Origin of the sequence: Symmachiella dynata, assembly GCF_007747995.1 — a bacterium.
In the GTDB taxonomy this organism is placed as follows: domain Bacteria; phylum Planctomycetota; class Planctomycetia; order Planctomycetales; family Planctomycetaceae; genus Symmachiella; species Symmachiella dynata.
The window spans coordinates 709,184-728,157 of record NZ_CP036276.1 but is presented as its reverse complement, the minus strand read 5'-3'; the positions used below and the strand labels follow the sequence as shown (position 1 = coordinate 728,157).

Sequence of the window (18,974 nt, the reverse complement as noted above, 5' to 3'; positions counted from 1 at the left end):
AACCGCGACAACAAAGGAGAGCAGCGGTCATAGAAGCCAAGCAGTCATCGGCGTATTCATCAAATCGTTGGTTGGTTTAGAAAAAAGTTTCGCGCAGAGACGCGAAGACGCAGAGAGAATGTTGGATGCCGGAGGCTTCGTGGCATTCCCGATACAAGACTGTAACTCTTTGCGTCTCTGCGTCTCTGCGCGAGGCCATTACTTCGCAGGCAACGTCCGCACAAACTTCACCGCTTGGTCAACCCAATCGAGCAGATCCGCTTCCACTTCAACGCCGGCCGGTTCGACCATCACCCAGCCCCGCATGGCCCGGCCGGTGATGTCGAATTCGCGTGTGTCGGGATCGCTCAACGCCGTTTCGTAGTTCTCCAACCCCAGCCGCAGAATCAAACACTCTTTCCACACGCCGACGCACATGTTGCCGGACAGCAAAAACCCCACGCCGCCGAACATCTTCTTCTCCGAAAACCCTTTGCGCCGCCGCATCAACGGACGCACCCGCTCGGCAAGTTGTTCGTCATAGGCCATTACTAACGTTCTCCGCTGAGTCCCGATTTCGTGTTGCTACAGCCCCGGTTGAAAGCGGGTGTCGTGGGCCATTTTAGTGGGGAAGCGGTTTTTTGAACAACAAACAGTGACCCGCGGAAGCCTGACCGCCACATTTTGGGGTATTGACCCTGTATGCATCAATGCATACTATTGCGCCGGAGGAAAATTATGTCACGTAAATCTCGACAGGCGCGGCCGCGGAGCCGCGCGGATCGTCAGACAGAGCCGTCCGCTTACGACCGGACCACGATTACCATTCCTCGCCAACTCAAGGCGCGCATGAAAGCCGCCGGGGAGCGGGTGAATTGGTCAGCGGTGGCGTCCGAAGCATTTGAAGCTTGGCTCTCAGAACATGCCAACAAGGAGCAACCGATGCCCGAACTTCCCGACAAAGACGACGCGATCGAACGGTTGCGGCGCCTGCAGAATGAACCTGAGGCCCGACACGCCGGAACCACCGGCCGCGCTTATGTGCTGGGCCAGCATTGGGCGATGGCCGATGCGCATCCTGTGGAACTACAACGACTGGAAGAGTTCTGTGCCGGTCCGTTGCTCGACGGGACGTGGGAAGACTTGAAGACGCGATTTTCCGATCGACGCAAAATCAAAAAGCTATTCCGCGATTTCACAGCCTGGGTGCTTGGCCACAAAGATCGATTGCATAGCACCGAGGAAGCGAAATTGTATCCCGCCGACGTCGAACAAGTGCGGCGGCAAGTGAAGCCGTTTTGGGAAGAACGTGTCGGCGTGGAGGTGATTCCGGGCAAAGACTACGGGCCGGAGTTCTTAAGCGACTTCTCCGCAGGCGCCCTCGCCTTCTGGGACGAAGCCAAAGACAAACTCTAAGCCGAGCGGAGGGTGCGTCGCGACGCACCTTTCTAGGCGGGCGAATGAGGTTCCCCACAAAATATATTTTCCCAAATACGCCCTCAGGGTGCTTGTTCTCTGAATACGGGATTTTTTTATTGCGGGCCAGCAGTGTCCTGGTTAGCATGAAGCTCCTGTCACATCTCTCTCACTCTGCGTGCATGGACGCTCGTCTAATGTGGCGTTCGAAGTTTCGGAAGACTTTGATGCGAAAAGACCTGGATCCATTTCCAGAAAACTTCAAAGCACGACTGGCTGACCTTTCTCATTGATTCTGTAAGCGCTTTTGTCTGGCAATTTCATAGCAGTGGAATTCATGATTCCAACTCGACTGCTGCTGAATCGACCTGTGTGCATTTAAAAAACGCTTGGAGATGACAATGAAACGACGAGATATGTTCCTGGGGATGTTTGCCTTGCTGGTGCTCTCCGCCCTGAGTGCCACGGTCGCCATGGCCCAAAAAGCTCAGGTCGACCGTACCGAACTTCCTCTCAAGGGACCGTGGTATCCCCCCATCACAACACTTGATGCACGGGATGCTAAGGCGCCGCCAGTTTTCGAAGTCAAAGCGCCCAAGGATGCTCCGAATGTTGTGATCATCCTGCTTGATGACCTTGGCTTCGGCGGCACGGGCGCGACGGGAAGCGTCTTGCCAACACCGCACTTCGACAAGCTCGCCAGGAACGGGCTGTTGTATAACCAGTTCCACACCACGGCGCTTTGCTCGCCGACGCGGCAAGCATTGATCACCGGTCGCAACCACCACTCCTGCAACCAAGCCAAGATCACGGAAGTCGCGACTTCCTTTCCGGGCGCGACAGGTATGTTGCCGAACGACATCGCCACAATCGCCGAGACGCTCAGGCTCAACGGTTACAGCACAGCGGCATATGGCAAGCACCATGAAACAGCCGTTTGGGAAATCAGTCCGTCTGGACCATTTACGCGCTGGCCCAACTTTGTCGGATTCGATGAGTTCTATGGATTCATGGGCGGTGAAACCAATCAATGGTCGCCGGCGGTCTATCACAATCTGAATCGCGTGGAGACGCCGGACGATCCTGACTACCACTTCATGAACGACATGGCAACGAAGTCCATTGAATGGATGCGTTTCCAACAGGCACTCACACCCGACAAACCGTTCTTTGTTTACTTCGCTCCAGGGGCCGTGCATGCACCGCATCACGTGCCAAAATCGTATATCGAAAAACAGAAGGGACGCTTCGATGAAGGTTGGGACGTGATCCGTGAACGGATCTTTGAGCAACAGAAAAAACTGGGGGTCATCCCAGCCGATACGAAGCTTGCCAAAAAGCCCGATGATATCAAGGACTGGTCCGAGCTCTCAGACAAAGAGAAAAAACTCTACGCCCGTCAGGCCGAAGTCTTCTCCGCGTTCCTGGACATGACCGACCATGAAACGGGTCGTGTCATTCAAGCGATTGAAGACATGGGCGAACTTGATAACACGTTGATCTTTTATATCGCCGGCGACAACGGCACCAGCGCCGAAGGCGGGATGTCTGGGCTGTACAATGAGATGACGTACTTCAATGCTGAACCGCAAGGTTCGGACATTGACGTGATGCTGAAGCACTATGACAACTGGGGCGATCCATCCACCTATCCGCATATGGCGGCCGGTTGGGCGGTCGCATTCGATTCGCCGTTTACGTGGACGAAGCAGATCGCGTCCAATTATGGCGGCACGCGCAACGCGATGGTGGTGCATTGGCCGGAACGCATTCAAGCGAAAGGCGAGATCCGCTCGCAGTGGCACCATGTGATCGACGTTGCGCCGACCATTCTTGAAGCCATCGGACTGCCGCAACCGCGTATCGTGAACGGCGTGCCGCAGCGGCCGATCGAAGGGACTAGTATGGCCTACACTTGGGACTATCCAAATGCGCCAAGTCAACATACGATCCAGTACTTCGAGATGTTCGGTAACCGTGGCATCTACTTCGACGGCTGGTTTGCCGGCACGGTTCACGTCAAGCCTTGGGCAAATCCTGAAAACCGGTTCCCGGAAGATACATGGGAACTCTACCACGTCGCCGAAGACTTCAGCATGTCGACGGATCTTGCCAAGCAGCATCCCGACATCCTCGCCAAGCTGCAGCAAGTATTTCTCGGCGAGGCGGTCAAGTACAAAGTGCTGCCACTGGACGACCGCCGACAGGAACTATTCAACCCCAAACTGGCCGGACGCCCAGACCTGATGTTTGGTCGCAAAGAACTAACGTTGTACGAAGGGATGGACGGATTACTCGAAAATGATTTCATCAACGTCAAGAACACGTCGTTTGAAATCGTTGCCGAGATTGACAGTGGAGACAAACCGGTCAACGGAGTCATTGTCGCTCAAGGTGGTCGCTTCGGCGGTTGGTCACTGCATGTCAAAGACGGCATTCCAAGATACACCTACAACTATCTGGGCCTGGAGCATTCTGTCGCCGCTGGCAAGACCAAACTACCCAACGGTAAATCCACCGTAAAAATGGACTTTGCCTATGAGGGCGGAAAGAAACCAGGAGCTGGCGGCACAGCCACCCTCTACGTAAACGGTAAGTCAGTCGCGTCGACCAAAATCCCCAAAACGGAGTTCTCTGTCTTTTCAGCGGACGAATCAGCTGGGGTGGGCATCGACATGGAAACGCCTGTGTCGGAAGAGTACGACCGCTCCGGCAGCAAGTTCACGGGCAAGATTGACAAGGTGACAATCACGCTGAAGTGAAGCCCCAGAATTCACCACGCACGCGGTTGGGGCAGAGTGCCTCGGCCGCGTGATGGTTTACTGCAACCGTTTGCGAGTTGCAGTTGTCGGGCAGACCCCCGCCTGCCATGCTCCGCACCAGACGTGCATCACGATGGCAGGCAGGAGCCTGCCCTACAGGACTTTAAGCAGAGCGTAGGGTGCGTCGCGACGCACCTTTCTAGGTAGGTCGATAGATTGCCCCAACACACCAATACGCCGCATACGTGTGAACAAAAGGAATTAGCCACAGAGCACACCGAGGTCACAGAGAAAGTAACGTAAGCCAGGAAATGGAGTCCACCGCAACCACCAATTACCGCCTATGTCATCGAGGGCGTACGCGGAATCGCATACAACGCCACGCACGAACCGATGATCGGCACGAGCCAAATAAAGAGCAGCCAAAGAATGAGCGCTACATCACGCTGTCCCGCACGCACACAACGCACCGTGGCAACAACGGCAAGAACTAGGCTGATGAGAGGCAATAACGCAACAAGGGTTTTTATAATTCTATGCCCTTGGACCTGGCTATGTAATTATCAAAAACGTAGGTCAGCCAGTTTGTTAATATGTTCTTATTCAGTTGGGGCTCTCAGATCGCCGGAAACGCGTACTTCTGAGTTCTCTATCAATATGCTGTCGCCTTGATTTAGTCGTCCATAAGACTGCCCGTCGACGGTCAGTTCATCCTTCTTGATGGACACCTCTGTTTGGCCAACTGTAAAAGTATCCACCCCCAATATCTGAGTCGTCGAGGTGATGGACGAGCCAGGTCGCACGGTCACGTCATAACCTGCCAGCTTCTCAGTAGACTCCTGAACTGGTGCGGCGGCCAGAATCTCATCATTGGACATGGGAGTACTACTGCGTTCCTGATTCTCAACCAACACTTTACCGTTGTCGATCAAGACAGAATCACCTGGGTTGAGCTTGCCATAATACGCATTGTTCACAATGAGTTCATCATTGTCGATCGTGATTGTAAAATCGCCGCAGGTATATTGGTGCGTTTCAGTATTCCCTACGGACGATGAAGAACTACTCGTGAAGGTGCTGCCAGGCTTCACCACAACATGGTGAGACCCCATATCCGTCTCGCTCTTGTCATTCACCGCCATCTTGAAAGAACACCCCACGGCAAGAGTGAGCGGTGCCAAGATGAAAATCGCGAGCTTTAAATTATTCATGGTCAGCATTCCTTCTGATGGGAGATAATATCCACGATAATCGAGTCACGGAATCGTCGGCCAGACAGCCGCCCGACGCCTCCCGCCATTCAACCTGCGGGCGCTTGTGAAGTCAATTTGAATTTGCAAACCCTGTCTGGCAACGTCAAACGCACTGCCCGTCAGGCGGGAGCCTGACCTACGGTACTCTCTGCATTTTCTCTTCGGCCTCTGCGCTGAGTTTTGTCAGCAAATCGTCACAGGGTTGATCATGTTCACCACGGCGTTATCAATTTTTTCTATTGAGTCGCGATATATCCGCGTTGCGATTTCGTCAACGTTATTGTCGTGGGAAATCGTCTCCATTTCACCGCATAGCACTCAAATCAGGCCACACCGTTGTGGGCTCGACGGTCCGACGGAGAATCATGGATGCATCAGTTATTTGAATTGCCACTCAATTTCGTCTCGTTGAACGCACTGGGGGGCATCGCTGCATTTTTCGTATGCCTGAGCTTTGGCACCCTCGTCTATACAGTGGTTCAACTCAGCAGACGCCCGGTTCGACTCCCTTCGTTTGCCGTATATCTCTTCTCTCTGTTGCTCGCAACGATAATCGGCGGCGAGATGTTTTTTGACGAAGCTGGAGCGGTTTACTTCGTCGCATGGCTTTGGGCGTGGAGTTTCCTATGCTTCTTGGAAGCCTTGATAAGAGAATATGAGCCGATAGATTTCTTAGCCCCCCTATGCACCATTTTTCTTACGCTTGCATATTGGACGCTCTATTTGTTTGTGCTCATTTTGATCAGCTTGTAACTGCATTTTTGAATTCCACGACTTCCTACTATTCTTCGCCCTCATTCACAAACCCATCCAAATCCGCCAACCGTATCTTCAACACCTCCACACTTTGCTTCCCGCCTGAAAATGCGACCAGCAGATGGCCGTCTTGTTCGATGACGTGGGGGTAGTCGATGCGGCGGCCGCCGATGAGGTAGCCCATGCGGTTGAAGACCAGGCCGTCGTCGCTGATCGAGAGGACCAGCGGGTCGCGTTTTTTGGGGTTGGCGTTGGAGACCAGGACGTAGCGGCCATCTTTAAGGCGCAGACCGTTGATCTTGGAGGTGGCGTCGGGGAAATCGGTCTTGGTCGGCCTGCTCCAGGTCCGGCCGTTGTCGACTGAAAACGAACGGTACAAAAATCCGCTACGGCGATTGTCGCGGAACAGCGCCATCAAATTGCCGTCGGGCAATTGCCACCAGAAGGGTTCCTCCGCCGAGAGTTCGCTACTCGAACCGAGCACCGGAAACGATTCCCACTGGTCGATGCCTTTCACGCCGCCGACGAGAAACTGCACGCCTGCTTTTTTGTAATTGTACGGGCGGCGCGACATCATCCATTGACCAGTTGGGATTTTCTGGGGGGGAAAGTTGTTGATTGCATTGTCATACATGACGCCTTGGTCCTCCCAGGTTTCGTCGTCGGGATTGAGGCGAAAGGCGTGTAGTTCCAGTCCGGGTCCGAAGAACCCCGCGGCTTCATCCAGCGAGGCCAGCGCCAATAATTCGCCGTCGCGCTGCCAGAACCCGCGCGAAATCCATCGCCACCCCTTAGTGGTCCGCGTGTTGTAATGCTCCGAATCGGGACCGGAGTTGGGCGGAATCGGCGTGAGGAACTTCGGCTCGCTCCATGTCAATCCGTCGGGACTAGTGGCGAATTTCACCCGCTGCCCAACACGGTCTTCGACACCCGGTCCGTCACTCCACATTGCCCAATACTTGCCACCGTGATGCACCAGGTAGTTGTGTTGATTGACGCCTTTCGATTTGCGCACGTCATTGACCACGGTATGCTGGCTTTTGATGCGGGGTAGTTTGGCGAAATCGATCGTGTGCGGATCGTCCGGGACCCAATCGGCTTTGAGCATCACCGGCGAGAGGGGATTATCTTTGGGGTGCGGCGCCGTGGCAGTGGTGTGCCGCAAGACTTGGCCTTGCTGTGCCAAACGATCTTGCAGTTGTTCAACGGGAACAGCGCGGGGTGCGACGTTTTTCTCGACGGCAAGGTCAGCAGCGGCGCCGGCGGCTTGGCCGAGCGCCATCCAGGTTGGTTCCATGCGAATCGACGAAAACCCGACGTGCGTCGTCGAAGCGGCGACCGGCACGATCAAACCGTCGATCGTTTGGGGAATCATAATGCGATACGGAATTTCATACGGTCGCGTGATGTGATCCAGCATGCCGAGATAACCTTCGAGCACGATCGTGTCTCCCGGTTGTCGTTTACGGCAGGGGAAACTATCGATGGGAAACTCGCCGACGGCGATGCTGTCGTCGTGATGACGCGGCGTGTTGTCTTGGCCGTCGCCGGTGATGTCGTGTTCGGTCAGCGTGTACTCACCGATCAACCGCCGAGCTTCACGGACGTAAAGCTGAAACGGGAAATGCCCGTTGTCCGCGAATTCATCCTTGGCCAGATGCAGTTGGTTGGCCAGCTTGCGATGTGCGGCCGGGACTTCGTCGTCGTTTTGTAAAAACCACAATAGCCCCAATGCCAAATTGCGGTGCCGCGCACGGATCCGCTGTCGGGTTTCGTCGTCGCCTTCTACATAGCCCGCATTTTCCTCGGGAAAAGGAAATCCCAACGGGCGGGGATTGATGTTTACGTCGGATTTATTGTTGGGAATCTCCGTGACCGATAGCGCTCGCACCAGCGTGCCAAAGTGCGCCGGGTTGTAACCGCGGCCCGGTTTATACGATTTCGGTGCGTCCAACCGTCCCGCTTTGAGGTCGTCGAAATATCCCAGATAATTCGCGCGATCATAGTCGGCCGGCGGCTCGGTGAGCGGATGGGCGTTTTCAGGATCGGTCGTTAAGCAGAGGCGGTAGGTGTAGGCGGGCAACCGGTCGTCCGCCGCGCCGGTCGTGCCGGGCAGGATGGTTTTGTTCTGGTAGTCGAAATAAATCACCCCCGCATGCGGCTCATTGAATTCCTCGCGCGATTCGCGGCCGATGCGGAACTTTGCCCCGGCAGCAGCATACAGGTCGCCTTCATAGGTCGAATCGATGAAGACCTTTGCCTCTAATGTCCGCAATTCATCCGATTTGCGATTCACGATTTCGACAGCGACCAGGCGGTTGTTGGTGACGGTCGCCGACTTAAGCCTCCAGCCTTTGAGTACAGTGATCGTGGGAACTTCGCGCAACATCTTTTCGAGCACGGCTTCCGCGACCGAAGGTTCGTAGTAATAACCGTCGCGGCATTTTTTCACGTTTTCATGATCGCGGCCGTAGGTGCGGATGTAGTGTTCGCGAACGCGCGCAATGTATTCGGTGAAGATTCCGCCGACCATCTCACGGTGTTCGATGTCGCTCTTGCCCAGCCCTCCGGTCATCATGCCGCCGACGTGGTCGTGGTATTCAACAAGCGTCACATTGCGCCCTGCCCTCCCGGCAGCAATCGCCGCTGTGATCCCCCCCGGCGTGCCGCCGATAACGACGACATCGGGTTTAGCGGCGTGGAGTGTTGTAGTGGAGAGCAGGCAGATCAAAGTGGCGAGAAACAGGAGTTGTCGGCGGAGCATGTTTGGGTATCCCTGAGGTTTCGTGCGGTTAAGCGTTGTTTGTTTGGTGTTAGCAGTGGGTCTGCCCATGATACGCATTTGGCATGGTAATCGCGAACGGAGGGGTGCGGGAGACCAGCGCACCGAGGTGGGGGCCGTAGCATTGAGAACCGCCGGTAACGGGGTGGGATTCCGTGTGAATTTTGGACAAGCAGACCCACCGCAAACGACGGGCCTAATACCCGCTTTCAGCGGGGGAAGCCCCGTAATCGGGACTCGTGAAATAGGGTGCGCAAATGATCTCTTGCGACATCATAGTTCCTCGTCCTGGTCCTCGTCCTCCGGTGGAATCTCGATGGCATCGAGAAACTCTTCCTGCAATTCAAATAGTCGCTGGCCGACGTTTTGCCAGGGATGCAACTGAAAGCGTTCCCGGAGTTTTTCTAAAAGCCACTGTGCTTGTTTCACCCGTTCTCGGGCAGTTTCGTTCGCAGAATCCCGATCGGGGTCTCCTTCCAAGTACTTCACCATCTCAGACGGCCTATGAGCCATCGCGGCGACACAAGCAAAACCGTGCACACAGCCTAAACACAAGAACTCATAGAACGATTCACCGACGACCACGTAGGGATTCTCAAAAGCATCAGGTGCGACCAGGATAACCGGTTGCACATCAGTCTCCGTGTCCAACAAACTGAAGTGGGCTCCATCCATTGACGTATTTGCAAACGGAATCGCATTGAGTGGACAGCACCAATAGAAATGATATCCATCACGGCTTTCCTTGGTGACGGGTGACAACGCAATATCGTAAAGTAGATAATGTAGTGCATCATCGTCCGACGGGTCACCTGTCAAATCACGGCAGAAGCCCCAGAACTCTTCCACGGTTAATGACATGCGCGATTCCCCTCTCCGGCATTCCCTCGAACGCCAGACTCAGACCAAACTGTGGTCATATTCTGTATGATCGGCAAGCAGTCCGATTCTCACCCCGCTTCAGCCGGTTCGATCTCGTCCTCAGCCAAGCAAATCATCAGGTGGTACAACTGTTTCTGTTCGCAGAATTGCAGATATTCGGCCGGCATTCCGTCGAGGGTTTTTTGGTCCCATTCGACCATATATTTGCGGGGCGGTTTTTTCTTGGCGACCTCGGCGATTGCGCCGGTCCAGCCCGCCAAGGGGAAGTCGGGCATGTCGGGAGACGTGACGCCCTCCTTAACGCGTACGGGCGTCCCGACTGCGATACCGGAAGAACTTGCTGCGCGTTTTTTTGCCATTCTGCCGCGTCCATCATTTTTCTTGAAGGGACATTTGGACGATGCGCCAACACAGACAACGAGCAACGCTGGAACCTGTTCGCGCTTTCCTAATCCGGGCCGGTCATTGGACTATCAGGTTACAAAAATTCGCCCGTCTCGTCCAACCGGTCGTTTTAAGATACCCACAACCCGGCTGTCGATGGCAAACGTTTGGTGTTCGCGCACGGGGGGGGAATTTGGTATCACATATCTCCTTCATCAAACATTCATCTGTCTAAAAACGACGGGCCGCTATTATGAAATGTCCGCTATACGAGCCAAAACAAGCCGTGCGACGCCGCGAGGTGCATTGTGTTGCGCTTTGAAGAGACCGCGTTTTGGGTATTGCATCGCGGTAAAGAATACGGCCCCTTTGACTACCAATGGAGCAAGGATCTACACGGAATTGAATTGATGTTCGACGGCGATAAATTCGGAGAATTCATCGGCCAACACCAATTACACGCCGATCTTTCCTATTATCAACTCCCACGAAAAGTCGCCACAGTCGCCTCCATTGTCCTGGGCAGTGTGGTCTACGGCATTCGCCAAGGCTGGAATCACGAACGCCGCATCCAGTTTGCCCACGAAAACCTACGCAATAAACCGAGCAGCTTGTAATTGGTGTCGGTTCGCTGATTGACGCCGCGCGATTTTGACGACGGTGCCGGGGATCTGGTAGAGTGTGCGTTGTCATCAACAGCCACACTCCCCTCCACTCGACCTCAAGATCGCCCTGCCATGCTACCGGTCACCTATGAAGACGTGCTCGCCGCCGTTCCCCGCGTCCGGAAGGACCTTTCCCCCACGCCGCTCTTGGAATGGCCGGGGTTATCGCAATTGCTGGGGCTACGATTTTTTCTGAAACATGAAAACCATCAGCCGGTCGGCGCTTTTAAGGTTCGCGGCGGGGTCAACCTCGTCAGTCAATTGTCCGCTGCGGAACGACAAGCGGGCATTATCGGCAGTTCGACCGGCAATCACGGTCAGTCGTTGGCGTTCGCCGCGCGTCGGCATGACATTCCTTGCACGATTGTCGCTCCAGCCCGTAACAATGCCGACAAGGTGCGCTCGATGCGGCAACGGGGCGCGACCGTGATCGAACATGGCCGTGATTTTGACGAGGCTCGCGAGGAGACGGAACGGTTGGCAAAAGTCGAAGGCTATCGCTACGTGCATTCGGCGAATGAACCGCTGTTGATAGCGGGTGTGGGGACGATGGCGCACGAGATTTTTGAAACGCTGCCTGCACCGGATGTTATTTTTGTGCCAATCGGACTGGGCAGCGGCGTATGCGGAACGGCCATCGTCGCCAAACATCTGCGGCCAGCGACGAAAGTCATCGGCGTCCAATCCGAGCGGGCGGCGGCGGTTGCAAACTCCTGGCAGGCAGGCGCAATTCAACCCGCCCCCTCAGCCGAGACCTGGGCCGAGGGAATGGCGACGCGCGTCCCCGCCACGATGACCTTCGAGATCATGCGGCAACTGATGGATGATGTGGTGTTGGTCAGCGAAGAGGAGTTGCGTCAAGCCGCTTTGGAGATCCTGCGGCAGACACACAACCTCGCCGAAGGCGCCGGCGCCGCCACATTGGCCGCCGCTTGGAAACTCCGCGAACAACTCGCACAACAAACGGTCGTCGGCATACTCTCGGGAGGCAATCTTGACCTACGGGAACTCCCCGCGATTCTTGCATCGGGCGGTTTGGGCGGCGTAGGATGAGCAAGTGAGCGCCAAACGTGGTGCGCCCCTCACCCCGACCCTCTCCCAGAGGGAGAGGGAGTTACTGATTCGCAATGTCACTATCGCATTTTTCTCCCCTCTCCCCCTGGGAGAGGGGCCGGGGGTGAGGGCCCGCCAACCGGATAATGAACCCAATGCTGGCAACCTCACCGGCAAGCAAGAAGCCGCAATTTCCACGTTCTTAAGCAAGCAGAACTTCTTCGGCACGGACAACTGAAACTGCTGCGTCTTGTGCCTACGGCACACCGATTGCCGTTGGCAATCGCTGCCACCCGATGAGAGTTTCCTTACGGCGAAATGCAGTATGTTTCAGAGGGAGTTACTGATTCGCAATGTCACCATTGCATTTTTCTCCCCTCTCCCTCTGGGAGAGGGGCCGGGGGTGAGGGCCCGCCGACCGGATAATGAACCTAATGCTGGAAACGTCACCGACAGACTGCCCATGCCGCCCGCCTGTTTGAAACGCCAACATTTCCATTCCCACAAAAACCGAGTGGCTGAATTCATGAGACCATTGATTCCCATTGTCGCCATCGTCATCTGCGGCAGCCTGCTCACAACGGTGTCCGTCGCCGCCGGTCCGCTGCCGAATTATCCCGAACATCAGGACCTCTCCTACTACCTCGATGCGGAAAGGAAACGACATCCCATTCGCACGCCGGACGATTGGGCGATCCGTCGTCGGCAGATTTTGGCAGCCATGCAAACCGTGATGGGGCCGGTTCCGGGGGATGACAAACGTGTTCCGCTCAATGTTGAGGTGCTGGAAGAAACAGTCCTCGACGATGGTCTTGTGCGACGCAAGATCGCTTATGATACGGAGAAAACGACGCGCGTACGGGCTTACCTGTTTTTGCCGAAAACCGAGCAAGCAAAATCGTCGGCGGTGTTGTGCTTGCATCAGACAACCCGTCCCGGCAAACGCGAACCGGCGGGCCTCGAAGGCAAACCCAACCTGCATTATGCGCTACATCTTGCCCAGCGGGGCTACGTGACGTTGTCGCCCGATTATCCTTCGTTCGGTGAATACGAATATGACTTTGATCGCGAAAAAACCGGCTTTCGTAGCGGAACGATGAAGGCGATCTGGGATAACATGCGCGCGATCGATTTGCTGCAAGCTTTGGATGAAGTTGATGGGGAGCGGATCGGTTGCATCGGGCATTCGCTGGGGGGACACAACACGATGTTCACCGCCGCGTTCGATGAGCGGATCAAGTGCTTGGTCTCCAATTGCGGCTTCACCCGATTTCACAAGTATTACGACGGCAAACTAGTCGGATGGACAAGCCCGCGTTATATGCCGGCAATCAATGATGACTACAAAAACGACCCCGACAAAGTGCCGTTTGACTTCCCGGAAATCATAGCCCTGTTTGCCCCGCGGCCGTTTTTGGCCAGTGCCCCGGTACGTGACAGCAATTTCGAAGTCTCCGGCGTCAAGGAGAGCATCGCCGCTGCCCGACCGATTTACAAATTGCTTGGAGCGGCAGACAATCTGCAGGCGAACTATCCCGACAGTGCGCACGACTTCCCGCCCGCAGCACGGCAGGTGGCCTACGAGTTTTTTGACCGGCATCTGCGACGATGACCTTAGACACGCCAGCCTGATTCTATCGATCGCAACTTGCGTTCCCGGGGATGAGTTCGGATACTGATGAAGTCCGTTTCGCGCGGGCAGCCATTCATTTTTTCATTTTCTCCCATCTTGTCGCTGTCGTATCGTCGGGTCGAGAAGCGCCGCTGCACTTCACGATCGATAACGGCCCCATTCACGAGGTACACGATGCATCGAAATGACTTCTTGAAATTGATCGGCGCGGTCTCCAATGACGCAGAATACTTACCAGTCGCTGGTTCGCTGCGTAATGGCAACGGGTTTGTGGGGCACTACAATGCGACAATGAACACCGGTTTGGCTGAGACTTGCGTGCTGGTCAATGCGCGGATCATCGAATTCAAAGAAGCACGTTCCGGCGGAGGACGCGGCTCGATCCAGGACTTCAATGATTTCTTGGAAGAAGTGGTCGCCCGCGTCACGGCCGACGGTGAACAAGATCCCTTGGCGATCGATAACGACGATTTCGGCAAAGCCATCCCGCTGACAGCGATCACGATGGATGAAATCTCAATCATCTATCCCGTGTCGCACATCCGTTCGTTGCTCGAACGAGCTTCCCAGGCGCAAAGTGGCACAGCTCAACAAGCCACCACCGGTAATACCCCGGAGGAAATCCCCTCGTTTCTCGACTTCGAGCAAAGCCCGGTGTTGAAGGTGTTGCGGACGAAACTTTGGTAGGCGGGCCGAACCTCCGCACTGCAATGCCACAATGTCAATTTGGTCAATCACGGGTCTTCCGATCCTCGCCCCTAGGACCTCATTTGAAAGCAGTAACAATGCGCGTTCCACTATTATTGCTACTTCTGACCTTTATCTGCCTCGCTTCGTCGGTTGCCGTTGCGGATGACGGTTCGGAGGTGGACAAGACAATTGCGAAGATCAAACTGCTGGGCGGCAAAGTCACGAGAGATGATAAATTGCCGGGTCGTCCTGTAATTGGAATCGATTTTGACGAGAACAAACGGATCAACGACAGATTTTTGATACTGCTAAAGGATTTCACGAGCTTGCAGTCGCTCAGCCTGAGAGACACGCAGATTACGGACGTGGGGCTGAAGAAACTCGGGCACCTTAAAAATCTCAAGCACCTGGACCTCTACCGCACTCAGATCACAGATGTCGGTTTGAAGGAACTCAAGAAACTTACAAGTCTGTCATCGCTCTGTCTCTGGAGTACTGAAATCACCGATGTCGGCGTCAAAGAATTGGCTGGGCTGAAGGATTTGACGGAGCTAAACCTGTCGTCCACAAAGATTACCGATGACTGTTTGCCGGATATCAATAAGCACACCAACTTGACGACGCTGAACCTTAGTGGAATCAAGTTTCAGAAAATGGGTGCGAGATTAAGTGAACTTCATGGTCTCAAGAACCTCAAGACTCTTAGCTTCGTGGGCAGCGGGATCGGAGATGACGGCTTAAAAAGCATCAAGCAACATGAAAATCTCACGACGCTTTTGCTTAGCGGCTCGTTGATTAGCGATGCAGGCGTACCGGAACTGAAGGGACTTAAGAATCTGATCACGCTCGATTTGGGAGCCACCCACTTATCGGGTATTGGTTTGAACGAACTCAACAATCTTGCGAACCTGACGACACTCGACCTCAGTCGTTCAAGACTCACGGATATGGGCATGAAGGAACTCGGCGAATTGAAAAGCCTGACAAATCTCGACCTTTCAGATACCAAGATCACGGACATGGGTTTAGCCGAAATCAGCGAACTCAAACATTTAAAGATCTTGAAACTCGAATCCACACTCATCACGGATGGAGGCTTGAAAGAACTCAAGGAATTGAAAAATTTGACCTACCTCAACCTCGTCGGGACCAATACCACAGTTACAGAAATGATCGAAGTTCGGAAATCTCTGCCGAACGTAGTTTTCAGTTACTAGCGTAACTTCCACGAACTCAACTTTGCGGCTGGGGTGCTGACAAATTACAGTTGCTCAAAGAGTGGAGAACTCTGGCTTTCGTGATAAATGATCCCGAATTCATTTTTCCCATGACAAACGTGCCCTATCTGCCTGAACGGCTCTCCTTTGAAGATTGCCAAAGCGGTGCACGACGTGGAAATCCCCTCGTTTCTCGACTTCGAGCAAAGCCCGGTGTTGAAGGTGTTGCGGACGAAACTTTGGTAGGCGGGCTGTCGCCGAAAAGCTGTCGTTCGACAATCTTCGGCCAAAAAGCTGTGCTCGCCCCACGGACAGAGATGCCTCAGTCACCACTGCCGTCATAACCGCTGTCACCGGTACCCTTTTCCATGCTAAGATAACCATAGCGGACTCCAGCTTCGTATTTTCTCCCGTTTCACAGAGGGGGGAAACGTTCTGGTTTTCGTCGTACCGACTAAAACGGAGTGCGGTACGTCCTTTGATGGATGTTGACACCCGGATTCCCCTGCCAGTGAGTCGGTTATCTTATGGCTGTTGTTGATGAACAAGCACTAACCACCGCCGAATCCCTCCCTCGCTACGTCAATCGTGACGTCAGTTGGTTGGAATTTAACGGCCGCGTGCTCGAAGAAGCTGAGGATGAGACCAATCCGTTGTTGGAACGGGTGAAATTCCTGAGTATTGTCAGCAGTAACCTGGACGAATTCATGATGGTTCGCGTCTCGGGGATTCGCTCGCAATTGAGCGGTGCTGAGCAACCGGTCGACGAGACGCTGGATGGATCGTCGCCGCAGTATTTGTTCAAACGCATCCACGAGCGGAATCATGAGTTGGTCGGTCGGCAATATGCCTGTCTGCAACAAGCGGTGTTGCCGGCGATCGCCGAGCATGGCATTCGCCTGTTGGGACCGGAGCAGCTTTCCAAGACGCAACAACAATACGTCGAAGACTATTTCGAGCAAACGGTGTTCCCCGTGCTCACGCCGATGGCGATTGACCCCAGCCATCCCACGCCGCACCTGCAAAATCGCGGGCTGTATTTGGCAGCGATGGTCCAACCGGTGCAGCGACGTCGCGGAGGGCCCAAACGTCTCTTGTCCGTGGTGCAAATTCCCACCGTATTGCCGCGGATGGTCGAACTGCCGGGAGTGGGAAGCGATTTTATTCTGTTGGAGCAATTGGTCGCATCTCGCCTGGACCGGCTGTTCGGTGGCTCGACCATTAACTCTTGGACCACCATTCGTGTGACGCGCGACGCGGATCTCGACATCGATGGCGACGAGGTGATGCACGATTTGTCGCAGGCGATTGAAGAAGGTCTGCGGGCGTTGAAACATCGCGATCCCGTCCGCTTGGAAGTCACTGCGGGAGTTGATGAAAAACTGGTAGCCACGGTCGCGGAGCAAATGCAGTTGGGCCCGGAAGAGATCTATCATGTGGATGGCCCATTGGATTTGACGGCGCTCATGTCTTGGCAAAGTTTGCCGGGATACGATCATTTGCGCGATGCCGCATTCACGCCGCGACGACCGGCGGAATTCCCGGAGGATGCGGATGTCTTTGCTGCCATTCGGAAACGGGATATTCTCATGCACCATCCCTATCAGTCCTTCGGCTGCGTCGTTGATTTTCTCGAACAGGCGGCCGAAGATCCCAACGTATTGGCCATCAAACAGACATTGTACCGGTCAGGGAGTGAAAGCCCGATCGTGCGGGCGTTGATGAGCGCGGCTGAGACCGGTAAGAACGTCACAGCCGTTGTGGAGCTTAAGGCGCGTTTCGACGAGCGGGCCAATGTGAGCTGGGCGCGGCAAATGGAGCGTGCCGGTGTGCACGTCGTGTTTGGATTTCTGGATCTGAAAACGCACTGCAAAACGACTCTCGTCGTCCGTCGCGAAGGAAACCGATTGCGGCGGTACGTGCACTTGGGAACGGGCAACTACAACGCCACGACAGCAAAGATCTATACCGACTTGGGCCTGTTTACGTGCCGGCAAAAATTCGGCGAAGATGTGAGCGCCCTGTTCAACATGCTCACCGGGTATTCATTGGGACACCCGTGGAAGCGACTAGTTATCGCCCCGCACGACCTGCAAGTCAAAACCTTGGAGCTGATTCACCGAGAAACAAAGCGAGCGTCCGAAGGGCAACCGGCGCGGATCTTCGGCAAGCTCAATTCGCTGGTCGATGGCGACGTCATTGAAGCGCTGTACGAGGCGTCTCAAGCCGGCGTGGAGATCGATCTGATTTGTCGCGGCAGTTGTTGTTTGGTCCCCGGAGTTCCCGGGCTGTCGGACAATATTCGCGTGCGGAGCATCATTGACCGCTTCTTAGAGCACAGCCGGATTTACATCTTTGGCGCGGATTCAAATGCCGATGTGTACCTCTCCAGTGCCGATTGGATGCCGCGTAACTTCCGCCGCCGCGTGGAAGCCATGTTCCCGATTCTCGAACCGACGCTCAAAAAACGAATCATCGAGTCCATCGTCCCCACGCTGCAAGCTGACAACGTCAAAGCCCGTGAGATGCAGCCCGACGGGTCGTACCGCCGCGTCAAACCCGGCAAAGGGACGCCAACCATGCGGTCACAAGTTCGGTTCCTGGAAGAAATCGCCGCCCACGAAGTGGATGACGACGACGTCTAAAAGGCCCGATTATTCCGGCCCGGTCATTCATCCCCAGCGGGACGGACTGCTGCTTGGAATTCCTGGAATGTGACCCACTTCAAGTCGGGTTTAGCCAAGAACCGTTGCCAGAAGACGATGGCGGCTCTGTCCTGGTCGGTGAGCTTCCATCGAATCTGATGCCGCGATTGCAAATGCAGGCTGTTCTTGCCGGGGTGCTTAAGCGAAACAGTCAATGGCATCGCGCCGCGTTTGCGCAGCACTTGATTCACGAGCAACCGCGGAGCGGGGAAAATCGACGCCGGATCCAACAGTGCATTGTACTGTTTCGTCCAATCCGCATATCGCAAATAAGACCCGACAATCTGCGGCTGCAGGTTCGGTTCGGTTTTGACAACGTAGGAATAATATTCACTCGTCATCGACAGCTCGTTTTTCTTCGCATCGAAGTTTTCTTGAAACTCGGGCAGCAATTGAAATTTCAACTCCGCCGCCTTTTGCAGTGTTTCGCGCGACCCGCGGCGTTCCAACTGTTCGACATGGCTGAGGATTTGACGATCGAATTCGCGTTGGTTGGCAACGATATCATTAAACGAAATCGTCGTCGCCAAATTTCGCGCCGCGCTAAAGATGGTGAATTGTTGCCGCCCCGGTTGATAGATCGTAATTTCTCCCAACCCGGTGACTTGATCATACGCCTCGCCCGCGTGGAAAATCGTCCGACTGCGTCCGACAATCTTGCCAGAATTGACGTGTTCGGTCTCAGTAATCACCGTGAAGTCTTGCGCGCGAACCGACGAACCACCAAAGATTAATAATAGGTTGATGCAAACGAGGCATGCAATTTTCAACGCCATCAGCTTGTCCTTCGATTGATC

15 protein-coding genes are annotated in these 18,974 nt (G+C 54.7%); 9 read left to right on the top strand and 6 right to left on the bottom strand.

The window, feature by feature from the left end:
* Window positions 1-198: 198 nt before the first annotated feature.
* On the bottom strand, window positions 199-528 hold the full coding sequence (locus Mal52_RS02735; RefSeq protein ID WP_145374169.1) for a TfoX/Sxy family protein: 330 nt from the start codon (window positions 526-528) through the stop codon (window positions 199-201).
* A 189-nt stretch (window positions 529-717) separates the two neighbouring features.
* On the opposite strand from Mal52_RS02735, the gene Mal52_RS02730 reads away from it, so the two are divergent.
* On the top strand, window positions 718-1,395 hold the full coding sequence (locus tag Mal52_RS02730) for a hypothetical protein (RefSeq protein ID WP_145374168.1): 678 nt from the start codon (window positions 718-720) through the stop codon (window positions 1,393-1,395).
* A 401-nt stretch (window positions 1,396-1,796) separates the two neighbouring features.
* Window positions 1,797-4,157 carry an arylsulfatase gene (locus Mal52_RS02725; RefSeq protein ID WP_231962508.1) on the top strand — a complete coding sequence of 787 codons (2,361 nt, stop codon included), beginning with the start codon at window positions 1,797-1,799 and terminating at the stop codon, window positions 4,155-4,157.
* Between the two features lie 599 nt (window positions 4,158-4,756).
* Here Mal52_RS02725 and Mal52_RS02720 read toward each other — a convergent pair.
* A complete protein-coding gene (locus Mal52_RS02720) occupies window positions 4,757-5,368 on the bottom strand; it encodes a hypothetical protein (RefSeq protein ID WP_145374164.1) in 612 nt (203 codons plus the stop codon).
* Window positions 5,369-5,779: 411 nt separating this feature from the next.
* Between Mal52_RS02720 and Mal52_RS02715 the strand changes: the two genes are divergently transcribed.
* Complete coding sequence (locus Mal52_RS02715) at window positions 5,780-6,163, top strand: hypothetical protein (RefSeq protein ID WP_145374162.1); 384 nt, start codon at window positions 5,780-5,782, stop codon at window positions 6,161-6,163.
* 28 nt (window positions 6,164-6,191) lie between these two features.
* Here Mal52_RS02715 and Mal52_RS30115 read toward each other — a convergent pair whose 3' ends face one another.
* From Mal52_RS30115 to Mal52_RS02695, 3 genes are all read right to left on the bottom strand, one after another.
* Window positions 6,192-8,930: an FAD-dependent oxidoreductase gene (locus Mal52_RS30115; RefSeq protein WP_231962507.1), complete on the bottom strand. Its 2,739-nt coding sequence runs from the start codon at window positions 8,928-8,930 to the stop codon at window positions 6,192-6,194.
* A 291-nt stretch (window positions 8,931-9,221) separates the two neighbouring features.
* Window positions 9,222-9,809 (bottom strand): SMI1/KNR4 family protein, encoded by a 588-nt coding sequence (locus tag Mal52_RS02700; protein WP_145374160.1) that lies wholly within the window; start codon window positions 9,807-9,809, stop codon window positions 9,222-9,224.
* An 89-nt stretch (window positions 9,810-9,898) separates the two neighbouring features.
* A complete protein-coding gene (locus Mal52_RS02695; RefSeq protein ID WP_145374158.1) occupies window positions 9,899-10,189 on the bottom strand; it encodes a hypothetical protein in 291 nt (96 codons plus the stop codon).
* A 333-nt stretch (window positions 10,190-10,522) separates the two neighbouring features.
* Between Mal52_RS02695 and Mal52_RS02690 the strand changes: the two genes are divergently transcribed.
* The 6 genes from Mal52_RS02690 (at window position 10,523) to ppk1 (ending at window position 18,117) form a co-directional block, all read left to right on the top strand.
* Window positions 10,523-10,831 (top strand): hypothetical protein, encoded by a 309-nt coding sequence (locus Mal52_RS02690; protein ID WP_145374156.1) that lies wholly within the window; start codon window positions 10,523-10,525, stop codon window positions 10,829-10,831.
* Window positions 10,832-10,951: 120 nt separating this feature from the next.
* Window positions 10,952-11,932: a threonine dehydratase gene (locus Mal52_RS02685; RefSeq protein ID WP_145374154.1), complete on the top strand. Its 981-nt coding sequence runs from the start codon at window positions 10,952-10,954 to the stop codon at window positions 11,930-11,932.
* A 526-nt stretch (window positions 11,933-12,458) separates the two neighbouring features.
* Window positions 12,459-13,544: an alpha/beta hydrolase family protein gene (locus Mal52_RS02680; protein ID WP_145374152.1), complete on the top strand. Its 1,086-nt coding sequence runs from the start codon at window positions 12,459-12,461 to the stop codon at window positions 13,542-13,544.
* Window positions 13,545-13,739: 195 nt separating this feature from the next.
* Window positions 13,740-14,252: a hypothetical protein gene (locus Mal52_RS02675; RefSeq protein WP_145374150.1), complete on the top strand. Its 513-nt coding sequence runs from the start codon at window positions 13,740-13,742 to the stop codon at window positions 14,250-14,252.
* 98 nt (window positions 14,253-14,350) lie between these two features.
* Window positions 14,351-15,472 (top strand): leucine-rich repeat domain-containing protein, encoded by a 1,122-nt coding sequence (locus Mal52_RS02670; protein ID WP_197534619.1) that lies wholly within the window; start codon window positions 14,351-14,353, stop codon window positions 15,470-15,472.
* A 527-nt stretch (window positions 15,473-15,999) separates the two neighbouring features.
* Complete coding sequence (gene ppk1, locus Mal52_RS02665) at window positions 16,000-18,117, top strand: polyphosphate kinase 1 (RefSeq protein WP_145374146.1); 2,118 nt, start codon at window positions 16,000-16,002, stop codon at window positions 18,115-18,117.
* A gap of 23 nt (window positions 18,118-18,140) precedes the next feature.
* On the opposite strand, the gene Mal52_RS02660 is transcribed toward ppk1, so the two are convergent.
* Entirely contained in the window at window positions 18,141-18,953 is an 813-nt protein-coding gene (locus tag Mal52_RS02660) for a hypothetical protein (protein ID WP_145374144.1), read from the bottom strand.
* Between the last annotated feature and the right edge of the window lie 21 nt (window positions 18,954-18,974).

Excerpts from the sequence above, each read along its gene's own strand:
- Mal52_RS02735 (WP_145374169.1), bottom strand. The coding sequence starts at position 528 with ATGGCCTATGACGAACAACTTGCCGAGCGGGTGCGTCCGTTGATGCGG.
- Mal52_RS02730 (WP_145374168.1), top strand. The coding sequence starts at position 718 with ATGTCACGTAAATCTCGACAGGCGCGGCCGCGGAGCCGCGCGGATCGT.
- Mal52_RS02725 (WP_231962508.1), top strand. The coding sequence starts at position 1,797 with ATGAAACGACGAGATATGTTCCTGGGGATGTTTGCCTTGCTGGTGCTC.
- Mal52_RS02720 (WP_145374164.1), bottom strand. The coding sequence starts at position 5,368 with ATGAATAATTTAAAGCTCGCGATTTTCATCTTGGCACCGCTCACTCTT.
- Mal52_RS02715 (WP_145374162.1), top strand. The coding sequence starts at position 5,780 with ATGCATCAGTTATTTGAATTGCCACTCAATTTCGTCTCGTTGAACGCA.
- Mal52_RS30115 (WP_231962507.1), bottom strand. The coding sequence starts at position 8,930 with ATGCTCCGCCGACAACTCCTGTTTCTCGCCACTTTGATCTGCCTGCTC.
- Mal52_RS02700 (WP_145374160.1), bottom strand. The coding sequence starts at position 9,809 with ATGTCATTAACCGTGGAAGAGTTCTGGGGCTTCTGCCGTGATTTGACA.
- Mal52_RS02695 (WP_145374158.1), bottom strand. The coding sequence starts at position 10,189 with ATGGCAAAAAAACGCGCAGCAAGTTCTTCCGGTATCGCAGTCGGGACG.
- Mal52_RS02685 (WP_145374154.1), top strand. The coding sequence starts at position 10,952 with ATGCTACCGGTCACCTATGAAGACGTGCTCGCCGCCGTTCCCCGCGTC.
- Mal52_RS02680 (WP_145374152.1), top strand. The coding sequence starts at position 12,459 with ATGAGACCATTGATTCCCATTGTCGCCATCGTCATCTGCGGCAGCCTG.
- Mal52_RS02675 (WP_145374150.1), top strand. The coding sequence starts at position 13,740 with ATGCATCGAAATGACTTCTTGAAATTGATCGGCGCGGTCTCCAATGAC.
- Mal52_RS02670 (WP_197534619.1), top strand. The coding sequence starts at position 14,351 with ATGCGCGTTCCACTATTATTGCTACTTCTGACCTTTATCTGCCTCGCT.
- ppk1 (WP_145374146.1), top strand. The coding sequence starts at position 16,000 with ATGGCTGTTGTTGATGAACAAGCACTAACCACCGCCGAATCCCTCCCT.
- Mal52_RS02660 (WP_145374144.1), bottom strand. The coding sequence starts at position 18,953 with ATGGCGTTGAAAATTGCATGCCTCGTTTGCATCAACCTATTATTAATC.